Origin of the sequence: Natrinema altunense (assembly GCF_000731985.1) — an archaeon.
GTDB lineage: Archaea > Halobacteriota > Halobacteria > Halobacteriales > Natrialbaceae > Natrinema > Natrinema altunense.
The window spans coordinates 47,888-62,905 of sequence record NZ_JNCS01000013.1 but is presented as its reverse complement, the minus strand read 5'-3'; the positions used below and the strand labels follow the sequence as shown (position 1 = coordinate 62,905).

Sequence of the window (15,018 nt, the reverse complement as noted above, 5' to 3'; positions counted from 1 at the left end):
GAGTGCACCGCACGGGTCGCTGGCTGACTCGAGTCCGGTCGGTCGTCGCTGGCGACGGTCCCGTCTCGCCCGTTGACGAAGAACGAAGACCGTGGGCGTCGAAAGACGGGGTATGTACGACCGGCTTTTGATCGCCGTCGACGGGAGCGACGAGGCCACGCGGGCGGCGGAACGCGGACTCGAGTTCGCTCGTACCGTCGACGCGACCGTCGACGTCTTGTCCGTCATCGAGCGGAAGTCGCTCCGTCTCTCGCGGTCCGCCGACGAGAAGACGCGACTCCACGAGCGCGGTAACGCCGCGCTCGAGGAAATCGAGGCGCTCGCGTCCGAGATCGGCCAGCCAGTGACGACGACAGTGATCGAGGGAACGCCCGCGACTGGGATCTCCGACTACGCGGCCGAGCGGGGCGCGGACCTGATCGTCGTCGGCAGACAGGGGCTAACGGGGCTCGGAAAGCGACTGCTCGGTGGCGTCACGGAGCGACTGCTCCGCCGAAGCGACGTTCCCGTGTTCGTCGTCCCGACGGGTGCCGCGGACGCGACGACCGACTACTCGGAGCTGCTCGTCCCCACCGACGGAAGCGATACCGCAACGCTCGCTACCGAACACGGTGGCGCGGTCGCACGGCAGTACGACTCGACCGTCCACGTGCTCAACGTCGTCGATCTGCAGGCTGCCGGCGGTGCATTCGATGTCGGCGGGCTCGAGCGGGACTTCGTCGATCGACTCGAGGCGGAGGGTGAGGCGGTCGTCGAGGACGCGGCGACGGAGATCGGTGCCGTCGCGCCTGCCGTCACGACCGCTGTCGTTCGGACGTCATCGTTCGACGGCGTCGCGGCCGGTATCCGCGAGTACGTCGACGAGACCGATATCGACCTCATCGTCATGGGGGCTCGGGGACGGTCGAATCTCGGTCGCCGAGTCCTCGGCAGCGTCACCACGACGCTCATTCGGAGCGTCGACGTTCCCATACTGGTCGTGACGCAGTCGTAGTCCCCGTGCCGTCCGTGGCGATCGCCGGATCGGTGCTCACGAGTCGGCCGCGAGATCGCCGAGAACCCGATCACCGAACGCGAGTACCAAAAGCGCGCCGACAAGATCGAAGACGAGGTCGAGGGCGGTGTCTTTCGGCCCGTACGAGACGAGCACCGGCTCGAACCCGAGACGGGTTCCCGCGGAGTGAACGGCGTATTCGAGGAGTTCCCAGAGCAGCCCCAGACAGGCGACGACGGCGACGACCCGGGGACCGGGATCGCGACCGCGGTGTCGACTGAGCGCGAACACGGCACCGGCCAGGATCGACGAGGAGTGGGTATGCGTGAGGTGATCCCACCACCACACGTCGTCGTACGGACCGAGCATGCCGACGGCGTGGGTGACCATCCCGAGACGCACGTACAGGCGCTGCCACGGCCGGAGTTCGATATCGTACGCTCGTTCGACGAGGTCCGGCAGGCACGTTCCGATCGCCGCGACGACGGCGTTTACGACCGCACCCGGGTCGCGTCGTCGCACGCCGACGACGAACACCGCGAGCAACGTATACCGGAGTCCGCGCTGTGCCGTCCGCTCGGCCGAGACTGTCATCGTTTCAATTCGTAGTGGCTATGGGGCACATATAGGCGTATCGGCCCGCGCCCCGGCCACGGTCGGTCGTTCACCGGTGGTTCGCTGCTGGTCGAACCCGACCACGAACGGTCCCGCGTGTTGTTTCTCACCCCCTACAGTTAATCGGCGAGCGGGTGAACGAACGGCTATGTCACCGACCCTCGACGCAATCGATTCGGTTCTCCTGCCGACGGACGGCAGCGACGGCGCGCTCGCGGGGGCGAAACGCGGCGTCGATCTCGCCGCGATGGCCGATGCGACCGTTCACGTCCTTTCAGTCATCGAGACGTCGACGATCGATGGCGTCTCGTCCGCGCTCGAGTCGGCGTCGGCCGTCGACGAGCAGCGGGCCGCCCTCGAGGCCGACGCCGAGGCGGCCGTCGAGTCCGTCGCGACGATGGTCCGGGACCGAAAACCGGGGCTCGAGGTCACGACGACGACGGAACGGGGAACGCCGTTTCGGGTCATCGATCGCTACGTCGACGCGCGGGACATCGACGCGATCGCGATGGGGACGACGGGCCGCACTGGCCTCACGCGCGCCGTTCTCGGGAGCGTTACGGAAAACGTCCTCCGGACCGTCGGCGTCCCGGTGCTCGTCGTGCCGCCGGCGGCGAGTGAGTCGCGGCTTACCGAGTCCACCGTCGAGAACGTGCTCGTGCCGACCGACGGGAGCGACGGGGCGGCGGTCGCCGTCGACTGGGGGAGCACGCTCGCGGCGGCCTTCGATGCGATGGTGCACGCGATTTACTCGGTCGAGACGAGTCGCTTCCCGCCGCAACTGAATCCGGGCGAGATGCTGGCCGAACTCGAGCGACCCGGCGAGGAGGCGCTTCAGGAAGTCCGCGACCACGCACGAGAACGCGGCGTCAGTCTGGCGGGAACCATCGCAACGGGGCCGCCGGCGAGGGTCATCCTGGACTACGCCGCCGACAACGAGATCGATCTCATCACGATGGGAACCCATGGCCGGTCCGGGCTCGAACGCCACTTCCTCGGCAGTGTCACGGAAACCGTCGTCCGGAACGCCGAGCGACCGGTGGTTTGCGTTCCGATGAGCGGCGAGTGAGGGACGCCGACCCGGACGCTCGGCCGGCAGCGGACGATCCCGCCGATAGCCGCCCGGAGGTTCACGGCCGGTCACGGTATTATGTCGCTCGATCGCGTGGCGATCCCCATGGGTGATCGCCTCCTCGTTCCGTACGATGGGTCCGAACCGGCGACCGACGCCCTCGAGTACGCCCTCGAGACGTTCCCCGACGCGGACGTCGTCGCTCTGTACGTCGTCCCCGTTCCCGACGGGTACTGGGGAGCGTTCCAGGACTCCGACGAACGGACCCCCGATCTCGACCAGGCCCACGATATCGGCCGCAATATCATCACTGAAGCGGCCCAACTCGCCGCGGACCACGATCGCGATATCGAGACCGAAATCGCGACCGGAAAACCCGACCACGAGATCGTCGAGTTGGCGGAGACGGAACCGTACGAGACGATCGTCATCGGAAGCCACGGCCGTGAGGGGATTTCGCGCATCCTGCTCGGAAGCGTCGCGGAAAACGTCGTCCGCCGGTCGCCGATTCCCGTCGTCGTCGTCCGGTAGCGTCGGTTCCGGTTCGGACGCCCACCGGATCGAGCGGCCGGAACGGCGATGACGATCCCGAACCCGCCGGAAATACCGTGGTACAGGCCACAGACCCCACTGCCCGCGTTCACACCGGCACGTTTGGCTCGAGCTGCCCGGATAGTATTTTGAGACTCCGCGAGGTACGCCAGTTCGATGTCCCGGCACCTACTGGTTCCCGTCGACGGATCGCCGCTGTCCAACCGAGCACTGGCGTTCGCGTTCGAGGAATTCGACGACGTCGCTATCGTCGCGCTCCACGTCCTCGATCCCACTGACCCCGGGTACAGTTCTCCGACCGATGTCTCCGTCAAAACCGAACCGCCCCGCGGCTCCGACGAGTGGCACGAGCGGGCGGCCGAAGAGGAAGAGCGGATCTTCGACGACGCGCGCGAACTGGCGAGCGACTACGGAGGCGAGTTCGATACCGAAACCGCGGTCGGTGCGCCCGCTCGCGAAATCGTCGACTACGCCGAGGAGAACGAGATCGACCACATCGTCATGGGCAGCCACGGACGAACGGGTCCAACCCGACTGCTGCTCGGCAGCGTGGCCGAAACCGTCGTCCGCCGATCGCCGGTCTCGGTTACGGTCGTCCGCGACTGAACCGGTCGGCCGTCGTCGCCCGCCCAGGGATCGGTTCCGACCCCGCTCACGAGCCGCCGGCGATCGACGCCGATGTCTTTCCGGCCTCGGGCGTCAGCCGGGCAAAAACAGGTTCAGAACCGCGACGACGAGTCCTGCAAGCCCCATCCTGACGCCGGCGATGATCCAGTTCTGTTTCGATATCGAGCCGAGATACGCACCGAACGTAAAGAGTACGGCGACGCCGACGCCGATGGCGAGCAGCGTCGCCTCGAGCATGGAGATGATACCCTGACCGAGAAACGGCCCCAGCGGTAAGAGGATGCCGATGAGCGGGCCGATCCCGCTCGCGACCGCGTTGATCTTGCGAGCGCCCGCTCGCCGCTGCTGGACCGTCGTGTCCTCGAGATCGGTCAGCATCGCTCGCTCGAGTTCGAGCAGTTCGGCCTGTTTTTCGGCGCGTTCGATCTCCCAGACACTCCAGACACCCGACGTACCCAGCCCGACAGCTGCACCGAGACCGATCGTGATCACGGTGAGACCGTCGGTCACGCCCGACAGATACGCCCCGACGACGACGACGCCGATGCTCGTCAGCGTCCCGTCGAACCCGTTGGAAATGAAGTACCGCCGCGAGATCGATCTGACCTCCTCGTCCGCGAGGAGACCGCGGATGGCATCGAGGCGGTCGCGGAGCGACGGCACGTCGCTCACCGATCCTGGGGCGTGCCGCGCTGTTCGACGAGACGCTCGCCGCAGACGACTTGGTCGATCGAGTGCACCGTCCCGCCGAGGTCGGTGATGGCCCCCTCGAGCTCGGCCGCATCGATAGCGTCGCCTTCGATCGTGAGTTTGAGGTTTTGGACCTTGCGGTCGGTCTCGATCAGTACTGCATTGACGCCGGCAACACCCGCACAGTCGGCCGCTGCGTCGGCGAATTCGATGATATCCGGCTCCTGTGGCTTCATGACATCGAGGACGAGGCGTCTGATCGCGGCGGTCATGGTGTGGTCGGTCGACTTCGACGGCCTTAGTGGCAGGGGGCGGAGCCCGGACCACGACGCACGCCAACACCGGCTCTCAAGCGGTTTCACGTCCGTTCGATCGAGTCTCGAGCGTTTCGACTCGGGAAATCGGCTCCGACCGCCTGGCACTCCGTTCGGGAGTTCGTGGGTGGATCGCGACGGGGTGCCCGCGGTCACCGAGCACCTGCTGGTTCGGCGGCTATCGCTGGCGCTGAATGACAGGCGAGCCGAGAGACGAATTATATCCCGCGGTGCTGTAGTCCGGCATACGGATGACGATCGATGAACTCGGCGGCTACGGCATGGAACAGATGGATGAGGAAGCGGTAACGAAGTTCCTCACGATTCAAAGCCAGGGCGTTCTCGGACTCCCCACGGAGAACGGGCCGTACCTCCTTCCGATGTCGTACGGCTTTGACGGGGACTCGCGGCTCTACTTTTGGTACGTCGTCGGGTCCCAGAGCCGGAAAGCGGCCCTCTCCGACCAGGCGACGACCGCCAGTTTTCTCGTGTACCGGGCCGAGATGTTTCACTGGCAAAGCGTCCTCCTGACGGGAACGATCCGACGCCTTCCCGACGCGAAACGGGACACGCTCCCGGAGTCTCGGACCCCGGCCTGGCAGCCGGAAGTGATCGACACGGCGAGCGAGACGGAGGCAACTCGCTTGTACGAGTTCCGAATCGACGACCGGACGGGCGTGAGACACGACCTGCAGGCACCGTCGTACGACCAGCGCTCGAGCAGGGACGAATAACAGTTGGTGGGACTCCGATTGCCGTCCCTTCCAGGTGGGAACGGGCTACCAGACGATCCGCCAAGCGATTGATGCAGACCTTTTGACGGAGATTCAGTGGCTATACTCGCTGCTTTTTCTCGCAAGAATAATAAACATTGACGAAGATATGACGATCTAATCGATTGAGTAGTAGGGATGGGCGAAAGCGACACGAATACTACAGCCAAGTCTGATCCGCCCGATCTAGCATACGATGAGGGTGAGGAATCGGAGGAACAATTCCGCAATCCCGAACAGCATGATATCGAGACACTTCGGTTTGTCTGTGACGAATCACGCAACGTTATCGACCACCAGATCGACGATCTCAACGATATCGACGACAAAGCACTTCGCACAGTCCGTATTACGATGGTCGTCGTTGGGTTCCTCGTCGCTGCAGCTCAAGTAGAAAATGCCGATCCGATATTCAATCGAATAACAACTCTTGGCGGGTTATTTCTCCTCCTTTCAATTACAACGGGTGTTCTCACGTATTCCGCCTCGAACCTCGATCTGGGACCCGGACCAGATTACCTCATTGACGTCCTCTCCGAATCCAATTCCGAAAAAGAAGAGCGAATCGAAGCAACACGCAGCTACGCCTATTGGATGTACAAAAACGAGACCGTTTTGCAGAAAAACGGGTGGTACCTCATTATCACTCAGTTTCTATTGATCTTCGGGATGCTGTTGTTAGCATATGGTGCTTGGAGCGGTGTCACCGATGACAACTTTTATGACTTCATGTTGGGAATGATAGTCACGTGAGAGAGAAAGAGCCTCCAGAACGGACTCGTCGTGCGACGATGAGTCAGCGCGGATATAAGGCCCCGAAGTTTCTTGCTGAACTTCTCTCGGGTCGCAAGAGCGACGAGTAGCGGCTTTTTCGCCCGCCGTTCGTGCTTCCGACGCCCGCAATTCCGTTCTCGACCAGTAGCTTGAACGAGGGACGGAAAACACAGAGAACGACTGATCGAACCCGTATCTGGCCCCTCCGAGGCATTTGCTCACCGGCTGGCTGGATGACATCGATACGAAGGCAATGTCGATTCCCCATATGACCATCTGAGTTGATCTTGTCGGCATTTTCGGTCGCCGGGCCTATGACGGATCGTTCCCAACCGGGTACATCCGGAATCTGTATATTGGATCTGGAATCGTCGCCCTCTTCCTCTCAACAGCGCTGGCAGCGCTTATCTACACGGCATTGGACTCACATCTCAGGGGATGGGTTTCGGACGCCGAACCGTCCTTCGGCGGGCTCGCCGTTCGATGGACGCGAAATCACCCCCGCCGCTTTTCACGGCCACGACGGGGTCACCGATCCATCCGCCGGACGAGCACGCCGATCGCGACGTACGCTGGGAGACACAGGGCGAGGACGAGACCGATGAGTCCCCAGTCCGCCACCTCGAGCGGGACGGTCCCGAAGTATCGATTGAGCGGCGTGTATAGCACGGCGAGTTGGAGGACGATCGAACTCGCAACGGCGGCCGCGAGCCACGGGTTCGACAGCGTCGGCGTTTCGCGCAGCCAGCGAACGACGTAGAGTTTCACGAACTCGAGGCAGACGAACGCCGTAAATACCATCGTCAGTGCGTACGCCGTCACTGCGGGAGCGCCAGCGAGCGTGTAGAACATCAGCGCGAGGACGACGACCGTGGTGACGGCTCCGGTGCCGCCGATCAGTCCGAGCATCGGCCGATCGACGATGCCCCGATCGGGATCGCGCGGCGGTCGCTCCATCACGTCGTCGCTCACCGGATCGGCGCCCAGCGCCAGCGCCGGCAACCCGTCGGTCAGGAGGTTGATCCACAGCAACTGTACGGCCGGCAGGATGAGGTAGCCGGACAGCGAGGCGAGGAAGACGATCGCAACCTCGGCGACGTTCGCGCTCAGGAGGTAGGCGACGAACTTCCAGATGTTGTCGAAGATCCCTCGCCCGCGTTCGACGGCGCGTTCGATCGTCGCGTAGTCGTCGTCCAGCAGGACGATGTCCGACGCCTGTCTGGCGACCTCCGTTCCGCGAACCCCCATCGCCACACCGACGTCGGCGTTTTTCAGCGCCGGCGCGTCGTTGACGCCGTCGCCCGTCATCGCGACGTCGTTTCCCCGCTTCTGTAACGCCTGCAGGATTCGAACCTTGTGCTCCGGCGACGTTCGCGCGAACACGTCGACGGAGTCGACCCGATCCCGGAGCGTTTCGTCGTCCAGTCGTTCGATCTCCCCGCCCTCGAGGACGGCGGTCCCGAGCCCCAGCGAGTCGGCGATCGCCCGCGCGGTCCGGACGTTGTCGCCGGTGACCATCTTCACGCCGATCCCCGCGTGCGTCGTCCGGGCGATCGCGTCGGCGACCTCCTCGCGGGGCGGATCGATCATCCCGGTCAGTCCCACGAACGTCAGCCCGTCGGCGAGGTCGTCGGCGTCGGCGACCGCCTTGCGGTAGGCCATCGCCAGCACCCGGAGCGCGTCGTCGCCGAACGCCCGAACCGTCGCCTCGACGCGCTCGCGGCGCTCGTCGGTCAGTGGTTTCGGCCCGTCCGCGGTCAGAATCCGATCGCAGTGCTCGACGAGGACTTCCGGCGCGCCCTTGACGTAGCCGATGTCGTCGTGGACGGTCCCCATCCACTTCCGTTCCGAGGAGAACGGCACCTCGCCGGTCCGCGGGTTCGAGTCCCGAAGCCCGTCGATGTCGAGTCCGCGGCGGTCCGCGGCCGCGAGCAGCGCCTGCTCGGTCGGGTCGCCGTCCTCGAGCGTCGAGTCGTTACAGAGCACGCTGATCTCGAGGAGGAGTGCCTCGCGGTCGCCGATGTCCTCTCTCTCGACCGCGTCCCCGTCGGTCTCCCTCGAGTCGAGGGCGATGACCGCATCGTTGACCCACAGTCTGCTGACGGTCATCTGCCCCTGGGTGAGCGTGCCCGTCTTGTCGGTACAGATGACGTCGACGGCACCCAATGCTTCGACCGCGGGGAGCCGCCGGACGAGCGCGTTCTCTGCGGACATCTTCCGGACGCCGAGCGCGAGCGTGAGCGTGACCACGGCCGGCAGCCCCTCCGGAATCGCCGCGACGGCGAGTGAGACCGCGGTCAGTGCGGCCTGGACTGCGGCCGTTCCGCGGAGGAGCAAGAGCGGCGCGACCAGCGCCGAGAGGACGATGACCCCGAGTCCGAGGGTCCGACCCAATTCGTCGAGTTCGTCCTGCAACGGCGTCCGCGTCGCCTCGGTCGCGGCGAGTTCCCGAGCGATTCCGCCGACTTCGGTTTCCATTCCCGTCCCGGTAACGACCGCGACACCCTTCCCGCGGGTGACGCTCGTCCCCTTGTAGACCATACTGGCCCGCTCCGCGAGCGGGGTCGCCGACTCGACCGGCGATGGCGACTTCGAAACCGGAACGCTCTCACCCGTCAACGACGCCTCGTCGACCTCGAGATCGGCCGTCTCGAGGAGTCGCCCATCCGCGGGGACGACGTCGCCGCCGCGTAGGACGACGATATCGCCCGGGACGAGCCCCGTCGCATCGATCGGGCGCTCCTCGCCGTCGCGTCGAACCGTCGCCGTCGGCGCGGCCAGTTCCCTGAGCGACTCGAGGCTCCGTTCGGCCCGGTAGTCCTGGACGAAGCCGAAGACCCCGTTCGCCACGACGATGATCGCGATCAGGATCGCGTCGACGGCGTGACCCGCCCAGATCGAGAGGCCGGCCGCGGCCAGCAACACCCAGATCAGGGCGCTGTTGAACTGCGCGACGAGGATGTCGACCGGCGACCGGCCGCCGCCCCGAACGATGTCGTTCTCGCCGTACGCCTCGCGCCGCCGCCGCACCTCGTCGCCGGTCAGTCCGTCGGTTCGGGATTCGAGGGACGACACGACGCGCTCGGCTGGGAGTTCGTGTGGCTTCTCGGACACTACTCGCGGGTTCGCTCCGAGCCCCTATAGCTGTACACGCCGGACCGAGCCGCTGAGACGCGGACGACCCGCGACGACGGCGGTGGCCGCATTTCCCTCCCGGTGGGACGTAACAGCGTTTTTATACGACTCGCCGGCGAACCGTCGCTCGAATGGAGTCGCTCGAAATCGGAGTCCGGTTGCTCGCCGGCATCGGACTCATCCTGGCGAACGCCTTCTTCGTCGCGATCGAGTTCGCGCTCACCCGGGTCCGTCAGTACCCCGAGTCAGCGTTCGACGAACCGGGACTGCGGCGGGCGTGGGAGATGACCAACGAACTCGAGATCTACCTGACCAGCTGTCAGGTGGGCATCAGTGGGACGAGCATCGCCGTCGGCATCGTCGCCGAACCGGCCCTCGCGACGATCATCCGTCCCGTCTTCGAGAACACCGCACTCGCCTCCGCGGGTGCCGGTGCCGTCCTCGCGTTCGTCATCATCAACCTCCTGCATCTCACCCACGGCGAACAGACGCCGACCTACCTCGGCGTCGAGCGAACGAAGTTCGTCGCGAGGTACGGAGCCACCCCGCTGTACTGGTTCGCAAAACTCCTCTCGCCCGTGATCTGGTTCGGAGACGCCGTCGCGAAGTGGACGCTGCGCCGGTTCGGGGTCGAGATGACCGGTGCGTGGCTCGAGACCGAAACCGAAATCATCGAGACGCGGGCCGAACTCCGGACCCGACTCGCGTCGGTCCTCGAACGGGGCGACGTCCCCGACGACCGCCGGGAGGAGATCATCAACGCGTTGACCGTCGGCGACCGGCCGGTCACTGACGAGATGACCCCCGTCGAGGACGTCACGTTTCTCTCGACGACCGCGTCGGTCGAGGAGAACGTCGACCGGATCGGCTCGAGTCCCCATACCCGGTTTCCGCTGATCGAGGGGACGCCCGCGGCGTTCGTCGGGATCGTCTACGCGCCGACCGTCGTCGACCGAATCGACGACCTGCGGACCGGCGACGTGTCGTTCGCGGACATCGCGACCCCGCCGATGACGATTCCGGCCGAGATGCACGTCAGCGACGCGATCGACGAACTGCAGGCGGCTCAGCAGGAACTCGCGCTCGTCGAAGCCGACGGCGACGTCGTCGGCCTGCTGACGGCGACCGATGCCCTCGAGGCACTGGTCGGTGATTTCGACGATCCGCTCGACGGGAACGGCATCCTATCGGAGGGACGATAGTGACGCCGCCACAGTCACCGGCCTCGTCCGGCGGACGCGTCGAGCGCCGTTCGACTCGCGGTCGCGTCCGCCGGGTCACCGCCATATTTGTGGTCGGTGTTCGAAGGCGAGGTATGGACGAGCAATCGATCGCGTGTCGCGTCGCCGATACATGACGGGCTACTATCGCCGCTACCTGCAGGTTCTCCTTCGGTTCCTTCCCGTCGCGATCGCGTTTCTCAGGGATCGGCGGCGGTTCCTGCTGTTCGGCCCGTCCCGGCACGTGTCGGCTGCTGTCCACCGCGACCGCGCCGAACGGCTCACCGAGACGATGCTCGAGCTCGGTCCCGCGTTCATCAAAGTCGGGCAGGTGCTGTCGACGCGGCCCGATATCGTGCCCCCGACGTACGTCGAGGCGTTCGCCACGTTACAGGACGAGGTCCCGGAGGACGCGGGCGGGGACCCGCTGACGGTCGTCGAATCGGAACTCGGCGACGACCTCGATCTCGACACCCTCGAGCCGGTCGCCGGCGGGTCGCTCGCGTTCGTCTACACCGTCGACTACGAGGGCGAGCGGATCGCCCTGAAGGTCCAGCGTCCCGGTCTCGCCGCGGTGATCGAGCGCGATCTGCGGGTCATCAGGGGTCTCGTGCCGTTGCTGGTGACGTTCGCCGACGAGCGCCAGCGGTATTCGATCGAGAACGTCGCCGACGACTTCGAGGAGATCATCCTCGAGGAACTGGACTTCGAGCGCGAGGCGTCGATCATGGCGACGATCGAGGACAACTTCGCGGACGACGAGCGGATCGTCGTCCCCACGACGTACCCCGAACTCTGCTCGGAGCGCATCGTCGCGATGGAGCACGTCGACGGCGAGAAGATCACCGACGAGGACGTGCTCGCCGATGTCGGTATCGAACCGACCGAGATGGCGACGCTGATCGCCCGCACGTACCTGCAGATGGGCCTCGTCGACGGCGTCTTCCACGCGGACCCACACCCGGGCAACCTCGCAGTGACCGACGACGGCCGGCTCGTCATCTACGATTACGGGATGAGCCAGCGTCTCACGCAGCAGGAACAGGACGATATCACGAGTCTCTACCGGACCCTCGTCCGTCGCGACGTCGACGGCCTGTTGAACACGCTGATCGCACTCGACGTGCTCGACCGGTCGGTCGATCGGGTCGCCGTCCGGCGGGTTCTCGAGTTGGTCATCGAGAACCTCGAAGGAAAGTCGGACGTCTCCTGGCGGGAGATCATCACCGAACTCTTCGCGACGCTTCACGAGTTCCCGTTTCGGATTCCGCCGAACGTCATGTTACTCGTGCGAGTCGGGACGGTCGGCGAAGGCGTCTGCCGAACCCTCGACCCGGAGTTCGATTTCATCGCCGTCACGCGGTCGTTCCTCGTCGAACAGGGCGTCATCGAGAGCGAAGTCGAAGCGCTGCTCGCGGACGTCCGGACCGATCTGCAAGACTCAGCACCGGCCTTGGCACGTGCCCCGGCGCGGTTCGATACCGTCTTCGGCCAACTCGAGCGGGGCGAACTCGTCGTCAGGACCGATCCCGTCGAGCCGACGACCGGTGGAGTCGCCGCGGCCGGGGACGCGATCATCGCCGGTGCCCTGATCGTTGCGACGGCCCTCCTGACGTTTCACCACCAGCCGCTCGAGGTCGCGAGCGCGGTGCTGGCGGTCGCGTTCCTCGGCCGATACGTCCGTCGGTAGCGTCACCGACGGTCGTCCGTCCGCTCACCGAACGGCGCTACGGGCTGTCTCCGCTCCGACGCGACGACGGCCCCGCGACTCCCGCCTCGCGTTCTCCGAGCCCGATGGCTCGGAGGATGGACGGTAACAGCGTCCCCTGGACGAGCGCACCGATGATCGCGACGCCGAAGACGACCGCCTGAACGAACTCGCGGTGGGGGACCCACGGCGGAAGCCCGAGCGCCAGCGCGATCGGGACCACGGTGTGTAAACCGCCCGAGACGAGGACGTGCTGGTAGCTGCGGGGCAGCGGCTTCGAGACGATCTCGTTGACCGCCCCGACGAGGACGTAGACGACCACGGCTCGGACGAGCAACACGAACGCGGCGACGAGCAACGCCGCCGGCAGATAGACGGTGAGCGTGTCGATCGGCACCTGGACCCCGATGAGTACGTAGACGACGGTCGACAGCAGGAACGCGCCACCCGCCCAGATATCGCGTACGAACTCGAGCGCGTCGCGGCCGATACCGTCGTCGGCGTCCAGTTCCACGAACGCTCCCGCTCCGACCGTCGCGAGGATGCCGCTCACGCCGACGCTCTCGGCGAGGACGTAGCTTCCGTACGCGACCAACACCGTGACCAGCAGGATCGCCATTCGCTCGGGGAGTCGGTGGACGAACCGCGTGGCCCCGTATCCGAGGCCGCACCCGAGGAGGAACCCGCCGAGACTGACGACGAGGAGGTCCGTGACAACGAACTCGGTAATCTCGAGCCCCGACATCGGCTCCGTCCCCGCGGCGAGGAGCGCGAGTATCACGTCGACGATGACGATCGCGACGCCGTCGTTGAACAGGCTCTCACTGTCGATGACGATCGTCAGCCGCTCGGGGACGTCCAACTCCTCGAACACGGAGAGGACGGCGACCGGATCGGTCGGGACGAGGATCGCAGCGAGCAACAGCGATACCCCGATCGACAGTCCGAACGCGAAGTCGATGACCGGTCCCAGGAGCACGACCGCCAGCGGAATTCCGAGAACGACCAGCGTGAGCGGCACGGCGACGTTCTCGCGCAGCGCCGCTCGATCGAGTTCGACGACCCCGTCGAACAGGATCGTCGGCAGGACGAGCCCCATGATGACGTCCGTCGAGAGCCGGATACCGACGTCGATGCGTAGCAGCGAGATCACGACCCCGACCAGAACGAGGAGCACCGCGTACGGGACGTCGAGCCAGACGTCGACGACGACTCTGACCGCCAGCGCGATCGCGAGCAGACCACACACCCGGACGAGGGTCTCGAGAACGGCAGTCATGGGTTCGCACTCGAAAAACGGGCCGGTAGCTTCTGACGCGGCGCGGAGCGAGTCGCGGCGCTGTCTCCCCGGCTCGGTACCAGTCGCCGTCTCACGGTCGCATCTCGGCTGCTCACGCTGTACTGCGAACTGTCGGCCCGGGCACACATTGTTTTATCTCCATCTCTCGTACCGTGTCCCGATGACGGTACGCTCTGGTCGAGTGTCGTTTCGATCGGTTCGCGTCGCGGTTCTGGTTTGCGTCGCGGTGGTCTCGTTTTTCGTCGCCATCCAGTTGTTGAGCGCGTCGCTGCAGACGCTCTCGTCGGTCGTCCGGCCGATCCTCTCCCGACAAACGGGCCCGCTCTCGTACGTCGGGACCAGTTGGCTCTCCGCGTACGTGATGTTGAACGGATCGATCGTCGCAGCGATCGCCCTTTCGCTGTTCTCGGCCGACCTGATTACCGTCCTCGAGCTGTTTCTGCTCGTTTCGGGCTCCCGCCTCGGCGCTCCGGGGATCGTCCTGTTGATCGGTGCGCTGGAGTTCCTTCGCGCCCCGTCGTATTCGCTCCCCGAAGCGATGCGGCTCGGGACGTTGACGTTTCTCGTCGGTCTGACGGTCTACGCCCCGGCGACGGTGATCGGGGCGGTCGTGATCTGGGTGACCGAGCGGAGCACGTGGGCACGCGACGTGCCCGTCGACGGTCGCGCGGGCGGTGTCAGTCTCTTCGAACCGCTCACAACCGCGATAATCGACCAGTTGGGCGCGGCCCCCAGCGCCCTGGTGGCGATGCTCGTTCTCGTCGGGAGTTTTCACCTGTTAGATACCCTGTTAAACCGCATCTCCGTCGATTGGCTTAGAGAGCACATGTTCGTCTTCCTCCAGCACCGCTGGCTGTCGCTCGGTCTCGGATTCGCCGTCACCGCCGTAACGACGAGCGTGGCGTTCTCGATGGGCGTGATCGTCCCGATCTACAATCGGGGATACATCCGTCGAGACGAGATCGTCCCGTACGTCATGGGTGCCAGTCTCGGAACGCTCACGGATACCCTGTTGGTTGCTCTCATCCTCGAGTCCGGGACGGGGATCGCGATCGTCCTGCTCCTCTTCGGCGCGGCGGCCGTCAGTACGATCGCCGCACTCTCGGTCTACGACGCCTACTACGCGTTTCTCGAGGCGGTTCAGAACGCCCTCCTCGAAAACAATCGTACGTTTGCAGTGTTCGTCGCGATGCTTGTCGCCGTTCCGTTCGCGTTGGTGGTCGGTCCCGGTTGAGATGCACGCG

Annotated in this window: 14 protein-coding genes; 9 read left to right on the top strand and 5 right to left on the bottom strand. The window is 65.3% G+C overall.

Translation table 11 applies throughout. From position 1 onward, the window contains the following. Positions 1-112: 112 nt before the first annotated feature. A complete protein-coding gene (locus ALTAJ2_RS17045) occupies positions 113-994 on the top strand; it encodes a universal stress protein (RefSeq protein WP_007107571.1) in 882 nt (293 codons plus the stop codon). 36 nt (positions 995-1,030) lie between these two features. On the opposite strand, the gene ALTAJ2_RS17040 is transcribed toward ALTAJ2_RS17045, so the two are convergent. After that, positions 1,031-1,588: a hypothetical protein gene (locus ALTAJ2_RS17040; protein ID WP_007107572.1), complete on the bottom strand. Its 558-nt coding sequence runs from the start codon at positions 1,586-1,588 to the stop codon at positions 1,031-1,033. Between the two features lie 169 nt (positions 1,589-1,757). Here ALTAJ2_RS17040 and ALTAJ2_RS17035 point away from each other — a divergent pair, with 169 nt between their 5' ends. The 3 genes from ALTAJ2_RS17035 (at position 1,758) to ALTAJ2_RS17025 (ending at position 3,839) form a co-directional block, all read left to right on the top strand. Continuing rightward, the gene (locus ALTAJ2_RS17035; RefSeq protein WP_007107573.1) at positions 1,758-2,678 is read left to right on the top strand and encodes a universal stress protein; all 921 of its coding nucleotides are present in this window, start codon (positions 1,758-1,760) and stop codon (positions 2,676-2,678) included. 108 nt (positions 2,679-2,786) lie between these two features. Further along, positions 2,787-3,212 (top strand): universal stress protein, encoded by a 426-nt coding sequence (locus ALTAJ2_RS17030; RefSeq protein ID WP_049899593.1) that lies wholly within the window; start codon positions 2,787-2,789, stop codon positions 3,210-3,212. 177 nt (positions 3,213-3,389) lie between these two features. Next, on the top strand, positions 3,390-3,839 hold the full coding sequence (locus tag ALTAJ2_RS17025) for a universal stress protein (protein WP_007107575.1): 450 nt from the start codon (positions 3,390-3,392) through the stop codon (positions 3,837-3,839). Positions 3,840-3,932: 93 nt separating this feature from the next. On the opposite strand, the gene ALTAJ2_RS17020 is transcribed toward ALTAJ2_RS17025, so the two are convergent. Both ALTAJ2_RS17020 and ALTAJ2_RS17015 read right to left on the bottom strand, forming a co-directional pair. Continuing rightward, complete coding sequence (locus ALTAJ2_RS17020) at positions 3,933-4,532, bottom strand: VIT1/CCC1 transporter family protein (RefSeq protein ID WP_007107576.1); 600 nt, start codon at positions 4,530-4,532, stop codon at positions 3,933-3,935. Beyond that, the gene (locus ALTAJ2_RS17015; RefSeq protein WP_007107577.1) at positions 4,529-4,822 is read right to left on the bottom strand and encodes a DUF211 domain-containing protein; all 294 of its coding nucleotides are present in this window, start codon (positions 4,820-4,822) and stop codon (positions 4,529-4,531) included. The genes ALTAJ2_RS17020 and ALTAJ2_RS17015 overlap by 4 nt, the downstream gene beginning before the upstream one ends. A gap of 293 nt (positions 4,823-5,115) precedes the next feature. Here ALTAJ2_RS17015 and ALTAJ2_RS17010 point away from each other — a divergent pair, with 293 nt between their 5' ends. Together ALTAJ2_RS17010 and ALTAJ2_RS17005 are read left to right on the top strand one after the other, a co-directional pair. Continuing rightward, positions 5,116-5,598 carry a pyridoxamine 5'-phosphate oxidase family protein gene (locus tag ALTAJ2_RS17010; RefSeq protein ID WP_007107578.1) on the top strand — a complete coding sequence of 161 codons (483 nt, stop codon included), beginning with the start codon at positions 5,116-5,118 and terminating at the stop codon, positions 5,596-5,598. 177 nt (positions 5,599-5,775) lie between these two features. Further along, entirely contained in the window at positions 5,776-6,390 is a 615-nt protein-coding gene (locus ALTAJ2_RS17005) for a hypothetical protein (RefSeq protein WP_007107579.1), read from the top strand. Between the two features lie 549 nt (positions 6,391-6,939). Here the strand turns inward: ALTAJ2_RS17005 and ALTAJ2_RS17000 are convergent. Next, a complete protein-coding gene (locus tag ALTAJ2_RS17000) occupies positions 6,940-9,525 on the bottom strand; it encodes a cation-translocating P-type ATPase (protein WP_007107580.1) in 2,586 nt (861 codons plus the stop codon). A 152-nt stretch (positions 9,526-9,677) separates the two neighbouring features. On the opposite strand from ALTAJ2_RS17000, the gene ALTAJ2_RS16995 reads away from it, so the two are divergent. Next, positions 9,678-10,748: a CNNM domain-containing protein gene (locus ALTAJ2_RS16995; protein ID WP_007107581.1), complete on the top strand. Its 1,071-nt coding sequence runs from the start codon at positions 9,678-9,680 to the stop codon at positions 10,746-10,748. A 151-nt stretch (positions 10,749-10,899) separates the two neighbouring features. After that, complete coding sequence (locus ALTAJ2_RS16990) at positions 10,900-12,456, top strand: ABC1 kinase family protein (protein ID WP_007107582.1); 1,557 nt, start codon at positions 10,900-10,902, stop codon at positions 12,454-12,456. A gap of 37 nt (positions 12,457-12,493) precedes the next feature. On the opposite strand, the gene ALTAJ2_RS16985 is transcribed toward ALTAJ2_RS16990, so the two are convergent. Further along, positions 12,494-13,753 (bottom strand): cation:proton antiporter, encoded by a 1,260-nt coding sequence (locus tag ALTAJ2_RS16985; protein ID WP_007107583.1) that lies wholly within the window; start codon positions 13,751-13,753, stop codon positions 12,494-12,496. A 181-nt stretch (positions 13,754-13,934) separates the two neighbouring features. On the opposite strand from ALTAJ2_RS16985, the gene ALTAJ2_RS16980 reads away from it, so the two are divergent. Next, a complete protein-coding gene (locus tag ALTAJ2_RS16980; protein WP_049899574.1) occupies positions 13,935-15,008 on the top strand; it encodes a hypothetical protein in 1,074 nt (357 codons plus the stop codon). The last annotated feature ends 10 nt before the right edge of the window (positions 15,009-15,018 follow it).